The sequence below is a fragment of the Streptosporangium sp. G11 genome (assembly GCF_051192615.1).
GTDB lineage: Bacteria > Actinomycetota > Actinomycetes > Streptosporangiales > Streptosporangiaceae > Streptosporangium.
In genome coordinates this window covers 50,712-69,264 of record NZ_JBPJUQ010000013.1, presented here as the reverse complement: position 1 = coordinate 69,264, position 18,553 = coordinate 50,712, and the positions used below count along the sequence as shown (strand labels likewise).

The 18,553-nt window shown below is 69.8% G+C and carries 17 protein-coding genes and 1 other RNA gene; 8 read left to right on the top strand and 10 right to left on the bottom strand.

From position 1 onward, the window contains the following. Positions 1 to 147 precede the first annotated feature (147 nt). Positions 148 to 1,386, bottom strand: a complete 1,239-nt coding sequence (locus tag ACSDR0_RS15615) for a hypothetical protein (protein ID WP_435289512.1) — start codon at positions 1,384 to 1,386, stop codon at positions 148 to 150. Positions 1,387 to 1,520: 134 nt separating this feature from the next. Here ACSDR0_RS15615 and ACSDR0_RS15610 point away from each other — a divergent pair, with 134 nt between their 5' ends. Both ACSDR0_RS15610 and ACSDR0_RS15605 read left to right on the top strand, forming a co-directional pair. Further along, entirely contained in the window at positions 1,521 to 2,999 is a 1,479-nt protein-coding gene (locus tag ACSDR0_RS15610) for an AMP-binding protein (protein ID WP_435289511.1), read from the top strand. A gap of 19 nt (positions 3,000 to 3,018) precedes the next feature. Next, the gene (locus ACSDR0_RS15605) at positions 3,019 to 4,137 is read left to right on the top strand and encodes a S1C family serine protease (RefSeq protein ID WP_435289510.1); all 1,119 of its coding nucleotides are present in this window, start codon (positions 3,019 to 3,021) and stop codon (positions 4,135 to 4,137) included. A 61-nt stretch (positions 4,138 to 4,198) separates the two neighbouring features. On the opposite strand, the gene ACSDR0_RS15600 is transcribed toward ACSDR0_RS15605, so the two are convergent. After that, on the bottom strand, positions 4,199 to 5,269 hold the full coding sequence (locus tag ACSDR0_RS15600) for a polysaccharide deacetylase family protein (protein WP_435289509.1): 1,071 nt from the start codon (positions 5,267 to 5,269) through the stop codon (positions 4,199 to 4,201). Positions 5,270 to 5,600: 331 nt separating this feature from the next. On the opposite strand from ACSDR0_RS15600, the gene ACSDR0_RS15595 reads away from it, so the two are divergent. Together ACSDR0_RS15595 and glpK are read left to right on the top strand one after the other, a co-directional pair. Then, positions 5,601 to 6,431, top strand: coding sequence for an MIP/aquaporin family protein (locus tag ACSDR0_RS15595; protein ID WP_435289508.1), 831 nt, complete (start codon positions 5,601 to 5,603; stop codon positions 6,429 to 6,431). Positions 6,432 to 6,518: 87 nt separating this feature from the next. Continuing rightward, entirely contained in the window at positions 6,519 to 8,036 is a 1,518-nt protein-coding gene (gene glpK, locus ACSDR0_RS15590; protein ID WP_435289507.1) for a glycerol kinase GlpK, read from the top strand. A gap of 121 nt (positions 8,037 to 8,157) precedes the next feature. On the opposite strand, the gene ACSDR0_RS15585 is transcribed toward glpK, so the two are convergent. Both ACSDR0_RS15585 and ACSDR0_RS15580 read right to left on the bottom strand, forming a co-directional pair. Beyond that, positions 8,158 to 8,526: a roadblock/LC7 domain-containing protein gene (locus ACSDR0_RS15585; protein WP_435289506.1), complete on the bottom strand. Its 369-nt coding sequence runs from the start codon at positions 8,524 to 8,526 to the stop codon at positions 8,158 to 8,160. A gap of 196 nt (positions 8,527 to 8,722) precedes the next feature. After that, positions 8,723 to 9,661, bottom strand: coding sequence for a hypothetical protein (locus ACSDR0_RS15580; protein WP_435289505.1), 939 nt, complete (start codon positions 9,659 to 9,661; stop codon positions 8,723 to 8,725). A gap of 471 nt (positions 9,662 to 10,132) precedes the next feature. Here ACSDR0_RS15580 and ACSDR0_RS15575 point away from each other — a divergent pair, with 471 nt between their 5' ends. Continuing rightward, a complete protein-coding gene (locus ACSDR0_RS15575; protein WP_435289601.1) occupies positions 10,133 to 10,501 on the top strand; it encodes a hypothetical protein in 369 nt (122 codons plus the stop codon). A gap of 51 nt (positions 10,502 to 10,552) precedes the next feature. Continuing rightward, positions 10,553 to 10,732, top strand: coding sequence for a hypothetical protein (locus tag ACSDR0_RS15570; protein ID WP_435289504.1), 180 nt, complete (start codon positions 10,553 to 10,555; stop codon positions 10,730 to 10,732). Positions 10,733 to 10,867: 135 nt separating this feature from the next. Here ACSDR0_RS15570 and ssrA read toward each other — a convergent pair. From ssrA to ftsE, 5 genes are all read right to left on the bottom strand, one after another. Continuing rightward, positions 10,868 to 11,252, bottom strand: a transfer-messenger RNA (tmRNA) gene (gene ssrA / locus ACSDR0_RS15565). A 344-nt stretch (positions 11,253 to 11,596) separates the two neighbouring features. Beyond that, positions 11,597 to 13,483, bottom strand: a complete 1,887-nt coding sequence (locus ACSDR0_RS15560) for a penicillin-binding transpeptidase domain-containing protein (protein WP_435289503.1) — start codon at positions 13,481 to 13,483, stop codon at positions 11,597 to 11,599. Positions 13,484 to 13,485: 2 nt separating this feature from the next. Beyond that, positions 13,486 to 13,953, bottom strand: coding sequence for an SsrA-binding protein SmpB (smpB, locus tag ACSDR0_RS15555; RefSeq protein ID WP_344745240.1), 468 nt, complete (start codon positions 13,951 to 13,953; stop codon positions 13,486 to 13,488). 121 nt (positions 13,954 to 14,074) lie between these two features. Next, positions 14,075 to 14,983: a permease-like cell division protein FtsX gene (gene ftsX / locus ACSDR0_RS15550; protein ID WP_435289502.1), complete on the bottom strand. Its 909-nt coding sequence runs from the start codon at positions 14,981 to 14,983 to the stop codon at positions 14,075 to 14,077. A 31-nt stretch (positions 14,984 to 15,014) separates the two neighbouring features. Beyond that, a complete protein-coding gene (gene ftsE, locus ACSDR0_RS15545) occupies positions 15,015 to 15,704 on the bottom strand; it encodes a cell division ATP-binding protein FtsE (protein ID WP_012888192.1) in 690 nt (229 codons plus the stop codon). A 236-nt stretch (positions 15,705 to 15,940) separates the two neighbouring features. On the opposite strand from ftsE, the gene ACSDR0_RS15540 reads away from it, so the two are divergent. Next, positions 15,941 to 16,132 carry a hypothetical protein gene (locus ACSDR0_RS15540; RefSeq protein WP_329090592.1) on the top strand — a complete coding sequence of 64 codons (192 nt, stop codon included), beginning with the start codon at positions 15,941 to 15,943 and terminating at the stop codon, positions 16,130 to 16,132. A 126-nt stretch (positions 16,133 to 16,258) separates the two neighbouring features. Here the strand turns inward: ACSDR0_RS15540 and prfB are convergent, their stop codons facing one another. Beyond that, positions 16,259 to 17,377 (bottom strand): peptide chain release factor 2, encoded by a 1,119-nt coding sequence (gene prfB / locus ACSDR0_RS15535; RefSeq protein ID WP_435289501.1) that lies wholly within the window; start codon positions 17,375 to 17,377, stop codon positions 16,259 to 16,261. Positions 17,378 to 17,442: 65 nt separating this feature from the next. Between prfB and ACSDR0_RS15530 the strand changes: the two genes are divergently transcribed. Then, on the top strand, positions 17,443 to 18,525 hold the full coding sequence (locus ACSDR0_RS15530; RefSeq protein WP_435289500.1) for a hypothetical protein: 1,083 nt from the start codon (positions 17,443 to 17,445) through the stop codon (positions 18,523 to 18,525). Positions 18,526 to 18,553: the final 28 nt, after the last annotated feature.

Below are 18,553 nucleotides of genomic sequence, written 5' to 3'. Positions count from 1 at the left end.
CTCCAGACAGGATTCAATGCCAGAACCATATTCTAGAAGGTACTTCCATCACAACGCGCGAGCCCTGATCTCCGGGGACCCCGCCTCGCCCCGCGAGCGCCCCCGGGAGACCCCGCCTCTCGGGGACGGGCGGGAAGCGGGCGAACGTCAGAGGGCGCGGACGCTCGCCATCAGGGGAGCGATGTCGGCCCAGAGTCGCTTGCGCGCGTCGGGCACGGTCACGAAGAGCACGGAGGGCTTGCGGCGGCCGACGTCGATCACGGCGAGCGCCGCCTGCGAGACGTGCTTCTTGCCCTTGACCTCGTAGGTGACCCGGTAGGCGAGCGTCCACCCCTTGCCGCCGCCGGCGGGCCGCTGCGAGGCGGTCCAGGCGACCTTGGCGCCCGCGGGGTGGTGGTTGCGGATCGTCCACCTCACCGCGTTCAGCGCCGCCCTGCGGTAGTCGGCGTCGCTCTTGAGCGCCTTGGCCGGGGTGGCGCCGGGAAGCGGCCCCGAGGCGATGACCGTGCGCGGCAGCCGGGCCGCGCCGACCTGCTGGCCGACGGAGAACGACGGCACGGCCTTGGTCTCCCACGGCGCGCCCAGGCTGACGTAGGTCAGCGCGGACCTCGTGTCGGTCACCGCGCCCAGCACCACGCTCGGCCTGCCCGGCAGGACCTGCAGCGCGGTCGCGCCCGGCAGGGCGGGCAGCGTGATCGGCGAGGCGGTCGGCGAGGGCTTCGCGGTGGGCACCACGGCCCGGCCGACCCCGGCCGGGTCACCGGGCTCGTCACCGGAGAACAGAACGAAGATCAGGGCCACGATGACGCCGGTGAGGGCGGCGGCACCCAGGCTGTAGGCGACCCGGATGGGGATGTCGCCGATGCGCATCAGCAGGCCACCGGACTTCTTCGCCCCGGGGCCGTCCTGCGCGCCGCCGGGCCGGTCCTGGACGCCGGGCTCCGCGAACACGCCGGGCCGCTGCGCCGCGCCGGGCCACCCGGCCGCCGCGCCCTGCCCGCCGCTCGCCGGAGGCCGCGCACCCGGCCGGCCGGGCATTCCGGTCCGGTCGGGACGCCAGGGGCCCGCGGAACCGCCCACCTGCCTGACCGGGATCGTCCCGAGCCCGCCCGACTCGCGCACCTGGTCGGCGTCGGCCTCCGGCCCGTCGTGCCGGTCGCCGGACGTCGTGCCCGGCGAGGACAGGGAGCGAGGGAACGATCCAGGAGGCCGGGAGACCAGAGCGGTCTCCTCGCCGTCGCCGATGGGGAACCTCCGGGGCACCCGGGGGCTGATGATCGAACCGTCTTCGGCGGGGATGGCGGGTATTGGAGCCGTGGGCGCCTCGTATGAGGGGATGTATCTCTCGTGAGAGCGCCCGGAGGAGTTGCCGCCGACGTCCGCCATACGCGTCAGGTTATGCCACCCCGGAAAGATTCGACGCATCGTCGTTTATTACGCTTCGGCCACGAGGTGTGCATCAGCCCAGGTAACCGTCTTTCCCCTTCCATGAACAGAATGTCGTTCTGTATGGTCGCGCCATGACGGCTACAAGGGGCTTCTACGAGATCGCGGCGGCCGACCCCGGACGCGCCGCCGTCGTCGCGGACGCGGCCGCGACGGTGACCTACGGTGAGCTGCACGAGCGGGCCAACCAGGTCTCGCACGGCCTTCTCGCGCGCGGCACCCGGCCCGGCGACACCGTCGTGACGGTCCTACCCAACGGGGTCGACGCGATCACGATGATGCTGGCGACGTACCAGATCGGCGCCTATCACGTCCCGGTCAACTGGCACTACACGGCCGAGGAGATCGGCTACATCGTCACCGACTGCGCGGCGCGGGCGGTGGTGAGCTCCGAGCGGTACGGGCACGCGGTGCCGGGCGGCTTCGTGGAGACCGGCGCGCTCGCCGAGGGACGGCCGGCCACACCGCCCGAGGGGCGCAGGGTCGGGTCGATGATGCTCTACACCTCGGGGACCACCGGCAGGCCCAAGGGCGTGCGGCGGCGGCTGATCGAGCTGAGCCCCGAGGACCTCTACCCGATCCTGATGCGCAAGGGCTGGCGGCACTTCGGGCTGCCGCCCGACGGGGTGCACCTGCTGCTGTCACAGCTCTACCACTCGGCGCCGTACGGGCAGGCGATGATGGCCCTGCAGTTCGGGCACGCCGTCGTGGTGACCGAGCGGTTCGACGCCCAGGAGACGCTGGAGCTGGTCGAGCGGCACGGGGTGACCAACGCGTTCATGGTGCCGACCATGTTCCACCGGCTGCTGGCCCTGCCGGCCTCAATCAGGACAAAGCACGATTTATCGTCATTGACGCATCTCTATCACGGCGCCGCGCCCTGCCCTCCCGCCACCAAGCAGGCGATGATCGAATGGCTCGGCCCCGTGCTGTGGGAGTACTACGGCTCGACCGAGGCCGCCGTGGCCACGATGGTCTCCTCGGCGGAGTGGCTGGAGCGGCCGGGCACGGTCGGCCGGGCGATCGAGGGCCTGAGGTTCACGATCCTCGGCGACGACGGCGCGGAGCTCCCGCCCGGCGAGCCCGGGATGGTCTACATCGGCGGCATCAACCACTTCGAGTACCACCGCGCCCCCTCCAAGACCGCCTCCACGATGCGCGGCCCCCTCTACACGCCCGGCGACATCGGCTACCTGGACGAGGACGGCTACCTGTTCCTCTGCGACCGGCGCACCGACCTGATCATCTCCGGCGGGGTCAACATCTACCCGGCCGAGATCGAGGCCGTGCTCCAGGAACACCCCTCGGTGGCGGACGTGGCCGTGATCGGCGTACCCGACCCGGAGTGGGGCCAGCGCGTCGTCGCGCTGGTCCAGCCCGCAGCGGGCGCCACCCCTGGCGCGGCCCTCACCGGCGAGCTGCTGGCCCACTGCGCCTCCCGGCTGGCACGCCTCAAGCACCCCCGGGTGATCGAGTACCGCGACCCGCTGCCGCGCACCCCCACGGGTAAGCTCAGCCGTAGCGACCTTCGCAAGACGTATCTTCCTTCCTGAGCTGGGCAAATACCTCCGTATGGGGGGATCAAAGACAGGCGCCGCGCTACTGGCGGCCGCCGTCATAACGCTCGCGGGCTGCGGTCAGGGCCTGGAACTGCAAACATCCGGGACGATCGGCTCACCCGGCGCCCCCACACCCGGCGCGTCGGTGACCACCTCCGCCGGAGCCTCCCCGAGGGGCTCCCCCGCGCCCACGTACGTCCCTGACGCCCTGGAGGCCGCCTACGAGCAGACCATCACCAGGGTGCTGCCGTCCATCGTGCAGATCACCACCGACAGCGGCCTCGGCTCGGGGATCGTGTACGACACCGCCGGGCACATCATCACCAACGCCCACGTGGTCGGGAGCTCCAGGCGTTTCGAGGTCACGCTCGCCAACGGCGGCACCCCGCGGACGGCGAGGCTGATCGACGCGTTCGAGCTGGGCGACCTGGCGGTGATCAAGGTGGACGACCCGACCGGGCTGAAACCCGCCGTCTTCGGCGACTCCTCCACGTTGCGGGTCGGCGAGATCGTGATGGCCATGGGAAACCCGCTGGGCCTGTCGGGCAGCGTCACCGAGGGGATCATCTCGGCTCTGGGCCGCACGGTCACCGAGCCCGAGGGCGAGGGCTCGCCGGGCGCGACGATCAGCGGAGCCATCCAGACCTCCGCGCCCATCAACCCGGGCAACAGCGGGGGCGCCCTGGTCAACCTCAGGGGCGAGGTCGTCGGCGTGCCGACCCTGACCGCCGTCAACCCCGAACTCGGCAACGCCCAGGCCCCGGGCATCGGCTTCGCGATCCCGGCCAACACCGCCAAGGACGTCGCCACCCAGATCATCAGGGACGGCAGGGTCACCAACACCCGCAGGGCCGCGCTCGGCGTCGTCGTGCGGACCGTGATCGACATGAACGGGCGGCCCGCGGGCGTCAGCGTCGTACGGGTGCAGAGGAACAGCGGCGCGGAGAGGGCGGGACTCACGGCCGGAGACCTGATCGTCTCGGTCAACGGCACGCCCACGCCGTCGACCCAGGAGCTGTCGGCGCTCCTCGCGCAGCTCAAGCCCGGCCAGGACGCGAAGGTCGAGATCGTGCGTCCGGACCACACGACGACCACCGTGGTCGTTCCCCTCGAAGAGCTCTCCGGCGGCTGACGCCGGTGACCCCGCGGGGAACCGCGGGGTCACGGTGGCCGTCGGGCCGAGGCCGCGGGGTCTAGTAGGCCAGGACGCGATCGGTGAAGGGCTTGGCCACGAAGGGTGCCTTGAACTTGGGGAAGGCGACCGTCTTCACGTCGCCGTCGGAGGTGTAGCGCTCGTCGGCGTTCGCCTTCAGCCAGTCGAGCCAGGCCACGGAGCAGAACTTGACGCAGTCGCCCTTCTTGTCCATCGAGCGGATGCGCGGGATGCCGAGCGGGTCGAACTTCTTGTTGAACGGCGACAGGGCCGGGGTGTAACCAGCGAGGAACACGCCGCCGTAGTCGTAGGAGACGTCCCCCGAGGAGCCCCTGCGGCCCCACTCCTTGGTGTCGGGCTGGTTGCCGTACGGCAGGGCCAGCGTGACCGGCGGCACCTTGATCAGGCCGGTGATGAGCCGGTGTCCCGCCGCCACCTCCGCGTTGACCGCCTTCTTCGGCTTGCCGCCCAGGTTGAGGTGGTCGCGGGTGTGGTTGCCGATGTCGAAGCCCTTTCCGGTGAGCCAGAGGAGCATCTGCGCCCCCTCCTCCGGCGTCGCCTTGCCGAACATGTCGCGCGTGACGTAGAACGTTCCAACGCCCCGGAAGCCCGGGTAGGTCTTGGCCACATCCTGCAGGATCGCGACGGCGGTGTTCGGCATGGGCAGCCCCATCCCGTCGAGCTCGAACTGCGAGGGCGAGGAGTCGTCGAAGGTGAGCACGACGGGGTGCTTGCCCGCCGGGATGTCCATGCGCCCGGTGACGAACTCGGCCGCGGTGACCGCGACGTAGTCCTCCTTGGCCAGCCGCTCAAGCTCGGCGCGGAACTGCTTGGGGGTGCGGTCGTCCTGGGTGGAGGGCTTGTCGACCACCCGGTGGTACATGAGGACGGGCACCTGCCCGAGTTCGTTGGCCTTGACCTTGGCCGCGGCCTGCAGCTTGGCCTTGAGGAGGTTGGCCTGCGAGGCGGCGGCGGCAGACGCCTTCGCCGAGGCCGCCACCCTGGCCTTCTGTTCGTCGCCCTCGTCCGACCCCGTCGATCCGCATCCGGCCAGCACGGCCCCCGTCGCGACGACGGCCACGCCGGTCCTGCCCATTCTGAGACGGCCCATCGAATTCCTCCAAGCGCACTGACGATACGCTTCTCATCCCCCTCTGACCTGCAGGTTGACCTCCACGCCCGGCAAAGGTTCCCGCCGGAGCGGCTCTCCGCGGCAGCGCGTGGTCATGCAGAAAAAGCCCCCGGACGCGGATATTCCAGACAGTGACCGGGCTTTTACCCGGTGGACACGTCGTACGTGAGGACGTCAGATCATATTTCCGGAAAGTTACTGACGACTTATAATGTTGACCAAAATTCAATAATTTCGTCACATTACCGTTGACTGCCCTTGAATTCGCGCCTACCGTCCGGACATCCGAGCGGCGTCGTGAGGGGGAAAGATGGCGGAACGCCTGAAAAGCCGAGGGCTTGTCGGCGAGATGGCTGCCGAATTCGCGGGCACCATGATTCTGATCTTGTTCGGGGTGGCGGTGGTGGCCCAGGTCGCGGCGGCCGGGATCGGCGATCACGACAGCATCGCGTGGGCGTGGGGACTCGGAGTGACCCTGGGCGTCTACGTGGCGGCGCGCACCAGCGGGGCCCACCTCAACCCCGCCGTCACCATCGCGCTGGCCGCCTTCAAGGGCTTCTCCTGGCGCAAGGTCCTGCCGTACTCCCTGGCACAGACCGCGGGCGCGTTCGTGGCGGCGCTGATCGTCCGCTTCAACTACAGCGAGGTGCTGCAGAAGGCCGACCCCGGGCTCACGATCAAGACCCAGGGCGTCTTCTCGACGCTGCCCGGCAACGGGACCCTGCCCATCGGCACCTGGGGCGCCTTCCGCGACCAGGTGATCGGCACCGCGATCCTGCTCCTGCTCATCCTCGCCGTCTCCGACGTGCGCAACTCGGCCCCCATGGCCAACCTGGCCCCCTTCGTGGTCGGCCTGGTCGTCGTGGCCATCGGCATGGCCTGGGGCACCAACGCCGGGTACGCCATCAACCCCGCCCGCGACTTCGGGCCCCGGCTCGCCTCGTACCTGACCGGGTACGAGACCGCCTGGCAGGATCAGTACGGCCAGCTCTACTTCTGGGTGCCGATCGTGGCGCCCGTCATCGGGGCTCTGATCGGGGCGTTCCTGTATCAGGTCCTGGTGGCCAGGTTCCTTCCCCCCGAGGACGCCCCGCCCGAGGTCGGGCGGGTGCCGTCCGACGAGGGGGCCGGCACCGCCTGAACGGGAGCGGGACGACCACCGCGGCCGGGAACCGTCACGGGGAGAGCGGCAGATCTCCCGGAGAGTCTCACAGAGGAGGCACCATCCATGCCTGACTTCGTCGGAGCGATCGACCAGGGAACGACGAGCACCCGTTTCATGATCTTCGACCATGGCGGCAACGAGATCGCCCGCCACCAGCTCGAACACGAGCAGATCCTGCCGCAGGCCGGATGGGTCGAGCACAACCCCACGGAGATCTGGGAGCGCACGAGGGCGGTGATCGAGACGGCGATGAACAAAGCGGGTCTCGCCGCCTCCGACCTGGCCGCGCTCGGCGTCACCAACCAGCGCGAGACCACCGTGGTCTGGAACCGGACCACCGGGCGTCCGTACCACAACGCGATCGTCTGGCAGGACACCCGCACCGACCGGATCGCCTCCGCCCTGGACCGCGACGGCAGGGGCGACATCATCCGCCGCAAGGCGGGTCTCCCCCCGGCGACATACTTCTCCGGCGGCAAGATCCAGTGGATCCTGGAGAACGTCGAGGGGGTGCGCGAGGCGGCCGAGGCGGGGGAGGCCGTCTTCGGCAACACCGACTCGTGGCTGCTGTGGAACCTGACCGGCGGCACCGACGGCGGCGTGCACGTCACCGACCCGACCAACGCCAGCCGCACGATGCTGATGAACCTGGAGACCCTCGACTGGGACGACGAGCTGCTGTCGTTCTTCGGCGTCCCCCGCCGGATGCTGCCCTCCATCGCCCCCTCCTCCCACCCCGGCCTGTACGGCACCACCCGGGCGGACGGCCCGCTGAAGGGGGCGGTCCCGCTCTCCGGCGACCTCGGCGACCAGCAGGCCGCCACCGTCGGGCAGGTCTGCTTCGGCGTCGGCGAGGCCAAGAACACCTACGGCACCGGCAACTTCCTGCTGCTCAACACCGGCACCGAGCTGGTGCGGTCCCAGAACGGCCTGCTCACCACCGTCTGCTACCGCTTCGGCGAGGAGCCGCCGGTGTACGCGCTGGAGGGCTCCATCGCGGTGACCGGCTCCGCCGTGCAGTGGCTGCGCGACCAGCTCGGCATCATCTCGGGGGCGGCACAGAGCGAGGCGCTCGCCCGGCAGGTCGAGGACAACGGCGGCATCTACTTCGTCCCCGCCTTCTCCGGCCTCTTCGCCCCGTACTGGCGCTCCGACGCCCGGGGCGCCATCGTCGGCCTGTCGCGCTTCAACAACAACGCCCACCTCGCGCGGGCCACCCTGGAGTCGATCTGCTACCAGACCCGCGACGTGGTCGAGGCGATGCGGCAGGACTCCGGCGTCACCCTCGACGTCCTGCGCGTCGACGGCGGCGTCACCGCCAACGACCTGTGCATGCAGATCCAGGCCGACCTGCTCGGCGTGCCCGTCTCCCGGCCCGTCGTGGCCGAGACGACCGCCCTGGGGGCCGCGTACGCGGCGGGGCTGGCCGTCGGCTTCTGGAAGTCCACCGAGGAGCTCAAGCAGAACTGGCAGGAGGGCCGCCGCTGGGAGCCCCGGTGGTCGGAGGAGCAGCGGGCCACCGGCTACGCGGGCTGGAAGAAGGCGGTCGAGCGCACCCTCGACTGGGTCGACGTGTCCTGAACGACCGGGTCCCGGTCGCGGGCGGGGTCCCATCCACGGATGGGATCCGGTCGCGGGCGGGATTCCGATCGCGGATGGGATCCCGGTCGCGACCGGGATCCGGTCGCGGGTGGAGTCCCGGTCAGGCTCCGGCGAGTATCACGCCCAGCCGCTCGACCGTGGGCCGGGACTCCACGTGCAACCGGGAGACGTCCAGCCCCTCGTCGGCGAGCACGACGAGCAGCGCCTCCTGGCGGACGGCGTAGACGACGATGTACCCGCTGCGGCAGCGGGTCACCACCTCGCGAAGCTCCCCCATGCCCACCTCGTAGCCCGTCCGCTTGCCCAGGCCGAGCGTGGCGGCGGCCAGGGCCGCCAGCACCTCGGGCCTCGCCCCCTCGCTGTCGGCCGCGACGAGCAGCCCGTCCACGGACGCGACGGCCGTCTCCATCACGCCGACCACCTGATCGCGCAGGATCTTCAGCTCGGCGAGCACCGCTTGCTTGCTCATCACATACCTCCAGAGTGGAGACGCCCCCGGGCTCGGGGCCCGGGGGGGGGAAGGCGGCACGGTGCCGCGCGAAGGGGCTTTCTCAGAAGTCTGAGCGGGCCCGGCGGGCGGGGCGCCGTCCCGCGCACCCCGGCGCGACCCGCGGGGCGGACGCCGGGAGGTGCCCGTACGGGCCGGGGCGAGGGTGTCGAAACCGTCATCCACCGGCGGGGCCGACCTCCTCGGGCTCCTGCGGAGGCGGAGGTGGAGGCAGGGGTGAGCGCGGGGACCGCAGGGCCAGAAGGGGCCGGGACGGGACCGGCCCTCCCCCGGTGGCGGCCGGCATCTCATTGATCTTGCTGGTGCCCGGACGGCGGCGCGGCAACCGGGAACCCGGGCCCTCGTCCGGGTCCTCCGCCGCGGGCTCAAGAGCGGAGGCCCCCTCCCCCGCCGGGGGACCGTCGAGGTCGAGCACCCCCTCCTCGACCATCCTGGCGATCTCGCTCATCACCGAGAACAGGCCCTTGCCCAGGACGAAGGCGATGTCGCGCGGCGTCCGGCGCCCGGTCGCCCGCTCCAGGACGGCACGGCGGATGCGGTCGGAGCCGAGCAGTGTGGGAACGGGGACGGCCGGGGGCACGGGCCTGACGCGCAGGGACAGCCCCAGCCGCCGCCAGGTCTCCACGTGCTCCATGCGGCGCGCGGTCTCCCGCGCCAGCCGCTCGTGCCCGACGCCGGGCTGGACGGGCAGCAGCGGCAGGCGGTCACCGGGACCCAGCGGTTCGGCGACGCACGACTCGACGCCGTAGAGAACCATGGCGAACACCGCGTCGAAGAGCGCGGCCAGGCACACCGCCTCCAGGGCCGCCTCGCCGATGACGCCGCGCCCGGCGAGTTCGGCGGCCAGCCGGTCGGAGGGGGCGCCGGTCGTGTACGCGTCCGTCCAGTCCTTCTCGGACACCCTGCCCGACCGCAGCAACAGCGACTCCGGGCCGGGGGCGACCGGCGTCGTGGCGGCCACCACGAGACCGTCCCTGACCCACAGCGTCCCTCCGGGACCGCCCTCGACACGAAGCACACCGGAGAATCCCTCGGACGAGAGCCGGGGCAGGAGTTTTCCGATCTCGCCCAGGACCTCCGGCTTCCCCGCGGTCACACCGTCATCCCGTTCCGGGAAAGGGAGCGGTCCACCGCTCCACGGGGCGGCATCGGCTGGGTCACGGCCGACGACAGCACAAGGTCACCTCTGGTTCTGCTCGCGGAGGGTGAGTCGTTCACGTGCGGAAGGTGGGTCGGCCTTCACCACCAGGTGTCTCCCCAGCTCTTCCGCGGGTGCCCAGATGGGAGAGGACGCGACCGCCGCACAACCCCGGACGGGCCAGGAGAGGCCGGACGCGGCACGACACCCATGGCTCCGTGAAGCGGGACAGGTCATGCCCCAGACCACGAGCTTGGGATATCTCCCCGAATGAGCCGATCATCCGCTACTACACCATATGGCACTTCACTAACGGTAGTAGATAAGTGTACTTTACGTATCGACAGCCACAAACTGCCTCATCTGCACGCCCGATAGTTCCCTCCTCCGGCGAGGCGCCGGGGCGCATCCGCTCACCCGGGAAAGAAGATCATGAACATCGAAACCGCCCTCAAGGAAACCATGACGATCGACGGCGCGGTCGGCGCGGCGCTGGTCGACTACGAAAGCGGCATGTGCCTCGGCACGATCGGCGGAGGCCGCGAACTCGACCTGGAGGTGGCGGCCGCGGGCAACACCGATGTCGTCCGGGCCAAGGTCCGGACCCTGGCCGCGCTGAACATCAACGACTCCGTCGAGGACATCCTCATCACGCTGGCCAGGCAGTATCACATCATCAGGCTCCTGTCCGACAGCGCCGGCCACACCTTCCTCTACCTGGTGCTCGACCGCGACCGCGCCAACCTGGCCCTGGCCCGGCACCACCTCAGGCGCATCGAGGCCGCGCTCACCGTCTAGACGTACGGGAACCACGGGGCGACATCACGACCAGGTGCCGCGGGGGCGGCCGTGGCCGACAGGGACGAGCGGCTCTGTCGGACCTCCGCCGTCGTCTTCCTGGAGCTGAACGGCGAGACGCTGAGCGGCGCCGACGCGGACGCCGCCGAAGCCCCCGTGATCGCCGTCACCACGGGAGAGCTGGACGACGTGACCGAGATCGCCAAGCGGCTCCGCGAGCTGGAACCGTAGGGCGGGGCGGATTCGGACGCGGCCCCTGCCCGCCGGGAACAGGGCCACGAAAAGACCAAGGGCGGCCGGGGCGGCGGTGGCGCCGACCCGACCGCCCTTCGGCGATCTGCTCCGCATGGTTTCGATGCGGAACGGGGGTGGAGGTGGCGGGAATCGAACCCGCGTCCTTCAACTTCAAGACAGGGCTTCTCCGGGTGGAGCCTGCTGTGCTTTTCTCAGCCCCGGCAATCACGCAGGCAAGTTGCCGACGGGCTCAGCCACAGTAAAATTTCCCGATCTTCCCCGTGGCCGGGTCGATCGGTTGAGCCTCCTAGCGATGCCGGATCCGGGCCGGAGGCGCTCCCGGGCCGGCAGAAGTCACTCGCTGCTTAGGCGGCGAGTGCCAGGTTGCCCTGGCTGACTTCGGAGTGCGTCTTATTGGCACTTGTTGGTCGCGGTCACAGTGTTAACGAGGTTATGTCCGCAGTCCTCGACCCGCTTCACCTGACTTGCAAAGCCAAAGTCGAAACCAGTCACCCCCTGTTGAGTTTTCAACGCGACCCCGAGGGGCCGAGCTATCCGAAGATACCCCTTACAACACGGCTGACGCGAATCGAATTCCCTTCCGGCGCGCCGTAGCGGGCCCCACCAGGTCGCACCGGACGCCTGAACGCCGAAACCCCGGGGACACTCGCGAATCGCGGGTGTCCCCGGGGCTGACCGGCAGGGTCGAGCCGGTCCTGACGGCAGGGCTTCCCCCGAGATGAAGCCCTGATCTCATCACAGCGACCGAGTCCGCAACCCCCCAAGCGGAGCCCGGTCACTTAGAAGGACGCAAACAAGACACTCCATGGTTGCTCAGGGTGAAAAGAATATTGCGCGGAGTCACAGACCGGCGTGGAGCCCCTGGAAGAACCGGCCCGCGACGGCCGCCCCCGCCGTGGCGTCCGCGCTCTGCGCCAGCACGGCGACGGCCACGTCCCCCTGCCATCCGACGAACCAGGCGAGCGGCTTGCGGTTCTGCGAGGCGACGGCGGTGATGCCGTGGACGGGGTCACCGAGGGCCGCGGCGGCACGCGCCGAGCCCGCGGTCACTCCGCTGCGCATGAAGGTACGGAGGGTCTCGACCGTCTTGTCGTCCAGCTTGACCGGGTCGGGCACCTTGGACGGCTTGGCGTCGGTCGTGGGGTCGGCCGTCCGGGGTTCGGTGACCAGGACCGGCGGGCGCCAGGTGCCCGAGGCGACGGCCCCCGCGACCAGCGCCATGGACAGCGGGCTGACCAGGACGTTCTGCCCGGTGATGGCCTTGGCCGTGGCCGCGTCGTTCTTCAGCGGCTTCATGGAGCCGCTGAACGACCTCAGCGGGAGGGTCCAGGGCGCCCCGATGCCGAACTTCGCGGCGTCGGCCGCCAGCTCCGAGCCGTTGATCCTGCGGGCCAGCGCGGCGAGCGCGGTCACGCAGCCGGTGGCGAAGTTGGCCTGGATGGTCGGCGAGCCCCCGGCGGGCACGCCCTCCTGGTGGAACACGGCACCCCCGACGGACCTGTCGGCCGGGCAGGCCACCTTCTGCTTGGGGTCGATCTTCGCCCTGAGCATGCCCTCGACGGTCATGATCGAGAAGGCGGTCCCCGCGGGGAACCTCCCGGCGAGAGCGTGCCGCTCCTGGTTGTACTGCTCGGTGCTGGACACCGCCAGGACGTCACCGGTCGAGGCCTGGACCGCGACCAGCATGCCGGGGGTCCCGCCCAGCAGCGCGCTGTCGGCCGCCTTCTGGTGGGAGCGGTCGAGCGTGGTCTGGACCGGCGAGGTCGAGCGGTCGGGCCGCCACTTCTTGAGCTCGGTCACCTTGAGCGTCTTGAGGTCGACGGTGATCACGCGCGTGTCGGTCGAGCCGGTCAGATGCTCCTGGTACGCCTTCTGCAGGCCGGCCCTGCCGACCGTGTCCCCGGCCCGCTGCGGGCCGCCGAGCTGCTGCTCGCTCTCAGGGGTGACGGCGGTGACGGTGCCGACGATCTGGGTGGGCGAGGCGGGGGCGACCGCCTGCTCCTGCGCGGAGAGGGTGATGCCGGGGATCGCCTCCAGCTGGGAGCGCAGCTGCCCGAACTTCGTACGGCCGAAGGTGACCAGCGGCACCTGGAGGTTGGGCGGCGCGGAGCGGATCCGGCTCAGCAGGCGGTCCTGCGGGAAACCGGTGATCTTGGAGAGTTTCTCGCAGAGCTCGTCCGCCTGGCCGCTCTTCAGGTTGGCCGGGACCACGCTCGCCACGTGCAGGACGGCCTTCTCCTGCAGCGGGTCGCGGTTGCGGTCGAGGATCGGCTGGCGGCCCTCGGGGATGACCTTCACGGCGAACCGCTCGCCCTCGCGCAGCTGGGGGTGCAGGACGCTGGGCGACCAGCGCACCTTCCACTGGCCGTCGACCAGGTGGAGCGGCAGCTTGCCCTCGTACTCCCACAGGGGGTTGTTCTCCCCCAGGTCGACCTCGGCGTCGAAGTCGGCCTCGACCTCGTCCGCCGCGCGCCGCATGCTCTTGACGTTGAAGCGGAACGAGGCCGCGTCGAGCTGGAGCTTGGCGTCCTCCAGCGCCCGGCTGACCACCTTCTGGTCGCCGTCCGTGCGCCTGGCCGCGGCGGCGTAGTCGCCCGTCTGCCAGCCGATCAGGAAGTCGCGCACCGCCTCGTGGGCCGAGGGCTCCTCGAAGCACGCGGACAGCATGGGAGCCGTCGCCGCCAGCGCGAGCGCCGCGGCGGCGGTTCGCCGGGCCTTGCCCCTCACGATCACCTGTTCCTGTGCCTGAGCGCGCGCGCCATCTCCCGCTTGGCCTGGTTCTCGGCCAGCGTCTGCCGCTTGTCCCAGTCTTTCTTTCCCTTGGCGAGGCCGATTTCTATCTTGGCCCTGCCGTCCTTGAAGTAAATTGCGAGCGGCACCAGGGTCAGGCCGCCCTCCTTGGTCTTGGAGACCAGTTTCTCGATCTCCTTGCGGTGAAGCAGGAGCTTGCGGGTTCGGCGCGCGGCGTGGTTGGTCCAGGTCCCCATGGTGTATTCGGGGATGTGGACGTTGATCAGCCAGGCCTCGCCGTCCTTGATGACGGCGTACCCGTCGAGGAGGGAGGCACGGCCGAGCCGCAGCGACTTGACCTCCGTGCCCTGGAGCACGAGACCAGCCTCGTAGGTGTCCTCGATGTGGTAGTCGTGCCAGGCACGCTTGTTCTGAGCGATTACCTTCCGCCCGGTCTCACGTGGCATGCCTGGAGCCTACCGGTGACCGGGGGCACGGACCGCGCCCGCGAGCGCGGGCGGGGCCTGGATCGGCGCGCGGGCGTACCGCGCTCGGGGGACGCTCACAGCGGACGGGGTCACGGGATCGTCACACACGCAGGTAGCGGCGGAGCGTCACGAAGGACGCCAGCACACAGATGAGCACGCCGAAGATCATGGTGACACTGATCACCGAGGCGACCGTCTCCCAGGACAGCTGGCTGTTGGGAGAGAGGTAGATCTGCACCCCGTCGAAGAGGAAGACCTTGCTGACGATCAGCAGCATCGCGGCCACCACACCGCCGATCAGGCCGGCGATGACGCCCTCCATCACGAACGGGAGCTGGATGTAGAGGTTGGAGGCACCCACCAGCCGCATGATGCCGGTCTCACGCCTGCGGTTGTACGCCGAGAGCCTGACGGTGTTGCCGATCAGGAGCGTGGCCGCGAAGACCAGGATGATCGCCACCACCAGGGCCGCCCAGCGGAGCTTCTCCAGCAGCCCGAAGAACGTCTCCAGGAGCTCCTTCTGGTTGACCACGTTGGAGACCCCGGGGGCGCCCTTGACCGCCTCGATCACCGGCCCGTAGGCCTCGGGGTCCTTGAGCTTGACCCGCAGCGACTCCGGCATGTCCTCGACCTGGATGGCCGAGAGCAGCACGGTGTTGTTGGCGTTCTGGGCCCGGAAGTTCTTGTAGGCCTCGGCCGCGTTCTCCACGGCGACCGCCTCCACCTGGGGCATGGCCTCGATGGTCGACTTCAGCTCGGCCTGCTCCTGGGCGTTGACGCCGCCGCTGCCCTTGCACTGCGGGAAGGGATCGTTCTTCTTGCACAGGAAGACCGAGACCTCGACCTTGTCCGCCCAGAAGTCCTTCATGCTGGAGATCTGAGAGTTGATCATGAGACCCACGCCCAGCAGCGCCATGCCGATCGCCACGGTCACGATGACCGCGATGGTCATCGTGAGGTTGCGGCGGAGGCCGATCCAGACCTCGGAGAAGATGAAGTTTGCCCGCATGCTCTTCCTGTCGCTCTATCCGGTCCTGGTGTCAGTACGCCTGGCCGTACACGCCTCGCGACTGGTCACGGACGATCTTGCCGTCCTCCAGTTCCACTACCCGCTTGCGCATGGAGTCGACGATGGCCGCGTCGTGCGTGGCCATGACGACCGTGGTGCCGGTCCGGTTGATCCGGTCGAGCACCTTCATGATGCCGATGCTTGTCGCGGGGTCGATGTTTCCGGTCGGCTCGTCGGCCAGCAGGATCATCGGCCGGTTGACGAACGCCCGGGCCATCGCGACCCGCTGCTGCTCGCCACCGGACAACTCGTCGGGCATCCGGTGCGCCTTGCCCTCAAGGCCGACCAGCTCGACGACCTCTGGGACCACCTTACGGATGAAACGCCGGGGCTTGCCGATGACCTCCAGAGCGAACGCGACATTTTCGTACACGTTCTTGTTCGGGAGCAGCCGGAAGTCCTGGAAGACACATCCGATCCGGCGGCGCAGGTGCGGGATCTTGAAGTTGGACAGTCGGGCGAGGTCCTTGCCGGCCACGTGGATCGCGCCCGAGTTGGGGCGCTCCTCCTTCAGGACCAGCCGGAGAAAGGTCGACTTCCCGGACCCCGAGGGGCCGACGAGGAACACGAACTCGCCCTTGTCGACATCGACGCTGACGTGGTCCAGCGCGGGCCGGTTCTGGTTCGCGTAGACCTTGGTGACATTATCAAAATGGATCACGGGCGCATCACGGCATGCCAGTCTAGGGGTTAGGACGGTCGCAGGAGTGACAGAGGGCCACTTCCGCCTCTCGCCGGCCGGGGGGCGCCGGTCTTTTACTCTTGATCGACGTTCCGGTTGGCCGGAGCCCAGTCTAGGGGGAAGACTGGCATGGAAAGCCCATAACGGAAACAAAACGATTCGGCGCCCGGTAACGACCGCATAAAGTGGTTCTGACCTCGAAGAGGGAGGACGTCATGAGCTGTGAAGACCTGGTCTGCGCGGGGTGCGCTCACCCCGTGGCCGAAGGCCGCTGCCCCCGCTGCCGCGCGTACCGCGAGCGGATGCACCAGAACGCCTTCGGGAACATGACCCCCGCACTCGTCTCGCTGGCACTGATCGCGCTCTTCTTCCTCACCCTCGCCCTGAAGCACCTCAGCGGCGCCTGACCGGCTCCCCCGGGGCTCTTTGCCGGGGGAGCGGCCGGAACCGCCTCACGGGCGCCGCAGGCGCCCGTGAGCGAGGCCCGCGGTAGCGCGCGGGAGGCCGCGGTGAGGAACGCGGGAGAAGGCCGCCTACTCGTCGACGCCCGACTCCTGGCGGCGGGTCCAGCGGATCTCGGCCTCGATGAAGCCGTCCAGGTCGCCGTCGAGCACCCCGCTCGGGTTGCCCTCCTCGGCGCCCGTGCGCAGGTCCTTGACGATCTGGTACGGGTGGAGCACGTAGTTACGGATCTGGGTGCCCCACGACGTGGTCGACTCGCCCCGGATCTCGTTCAGCGCCGCCTTCTCCTCCTGACGCTTGCGCTCCAGCAGCTTGGCCTGCAGGACCGCCATCGCGGTCGCCTTGTTCTGCAGCTGCGAGCGCTCGTTCTGGCAGGAGACCACGATGCCCGTGGGCAGGTGGGTCAGGCGGACCGCGGAGTCGGTCGTGTTGACGCCCTGGCCGCCGGGGCCCGAGGAGCGGTAGACGTCGACGCGCAGGTCGTCCTCGTTGATGTCGATGTGGTCGGTCGTCTCGACGACCGGGACCACGTCGACGCCCGCGAAGGAGGTCTGCCTGCGGCCCTGGTTGTCGAACGGGCTGATGCGGACCAGGCGGTGGGTGCCGTGCTCGCCGCGGAGCGTGCCGTACGCGTAGGGGGCCTTGACCGTGAAGGTCGTCGACTTGATGCCCGCCTCCTCCGCGTAGGAGGTCTCGTAGACGTCGGTCGGGTAGCCCTTGCGCTCGGCCCACCGCAGGTACATCCGCTGAAGCATCTGGGCCCAGTCGGCGGCGTCCACGCCACCCGCCTGTGACTGGATCGTGACGACCGCCTCGCGGGCGTCGTACTCGCCGGACAGGAGGGTGCGGACCTCCAGGGCGCCGATGTCGCTCTTCAGGGACTCCAGCTCGCGGTCGGCCTCCTCCCGCGTGTCGTCGTCCTCCTCGGAGGCGGCCAGCTCGTACAGGACGGAGAGGTCGTCCAGCCGCCGCGACAGCGACTCGATCCTGTTGACCTCGCCCTGGAGGGTGGAGAGCCTGCTGGTGACCTTCTGCGCGCGATCCTGGTCGTTCCACAGGTCGGGCGCGGCGACCTGATCCTCCAGCTCCTCGATCTGCTTGCGCATCGCGCCAAGGTCGAGCACGTCCTGGATGCTGTTCAGCGTCCCGGTAAGCTCGTTGATCTGTTCTGCCGGATCGATGAGTGCCACGTCTGTAAAGGGTACGCGACCTCCGAGCCTCATCGGGTACGGCGTGCTCCCCCACCATGGCTAGCATGGCCCGCATCGGGGAGCATCGGGAGGTGAACGTGCGCGAACACGGGCGACGGGGTGTGCTCGCACTCGCGCTGGCGTTGATCACCGCGACCGCGGCCTGCTCCGGTTCCGGTGACGCCAGACCCGAGCGGAGTCCCTCGGCCGGCGGCCCCACGCCGGCCACCCGCCCCACGGCCCTCCCCTCCCCGCCCCCGGTCACGCTCGCCGAGGCGAAGAAGGCGCTGGCGGGCGTCGTGGGCGCCGACGGGGTGCTGGGAGCGGCGGTGCCGCACCTGGACGTCGACCGCAGGCTCATGCTGGAGCAGACCCGCGACGGGCAGAAGGCTCTCACCGCTGCGGCCTTCAACGGCTCCGCCGAGGCCCTCCCCCACTACACGTGGGGCACCCCCCGGCTGCTGGTCCCGCGCAACCAGCGGGGCCCGCTGTGGTTCGCCGCGGTCGTGGACCGCGAGGAGCCCTCGGGCCGGGTCCGCACCGCCGTGCTGACCCTGATGCGGCAGGACGGGGAGGACTGGCAGGTCAGCTCGACCTCGCTGCTCGACGAGGGCGCCCGGCCTCCGGCGGTCGCCACGGACGCGGAGGGGTACGCGACGGCGCTGGGCGAGGAGGACGCGACGGTGGCGATCAGCCCGCGGCTGATGGCCCCGCTGCACGCGACCTCGGCCGAGGAGGGCGAGCGGGGGTTCGCGGCGCGGCTGATCGAGGAGGGCCCGCACACCACCGGCTTCGCCGACGAGATCACGAAAAGGCGCGCGGACGAGAAGAACAACTGCCTGGGATACGACTCGATCTTCGCCGCGAGCGACTATCCGGTGCACGCGCTGCGCACCACCGACGGCGGCGCGCTGGTCCTCTACTCCCTGATCAGGACGACGACACGGACGATCAAGGTCACACCGTGCGGGTCGGACACCCAGATCCCGCCCGAGGCCAGGAAGCTGGCGAAGGAGCCGTTCATCCTCAAGGAGCTGCGCACCGTGGAGACGCAGCTGTACGTCAGCACGGTCCCGGCCAGGAACAGCGGCCGGGCGGCCAGGGTCATCGGCTATCTCGGCGGCCTCACCAAGGTCATCATGAGCTAGCCCGCGCGCCCGGACCCCCGTGAGGGGC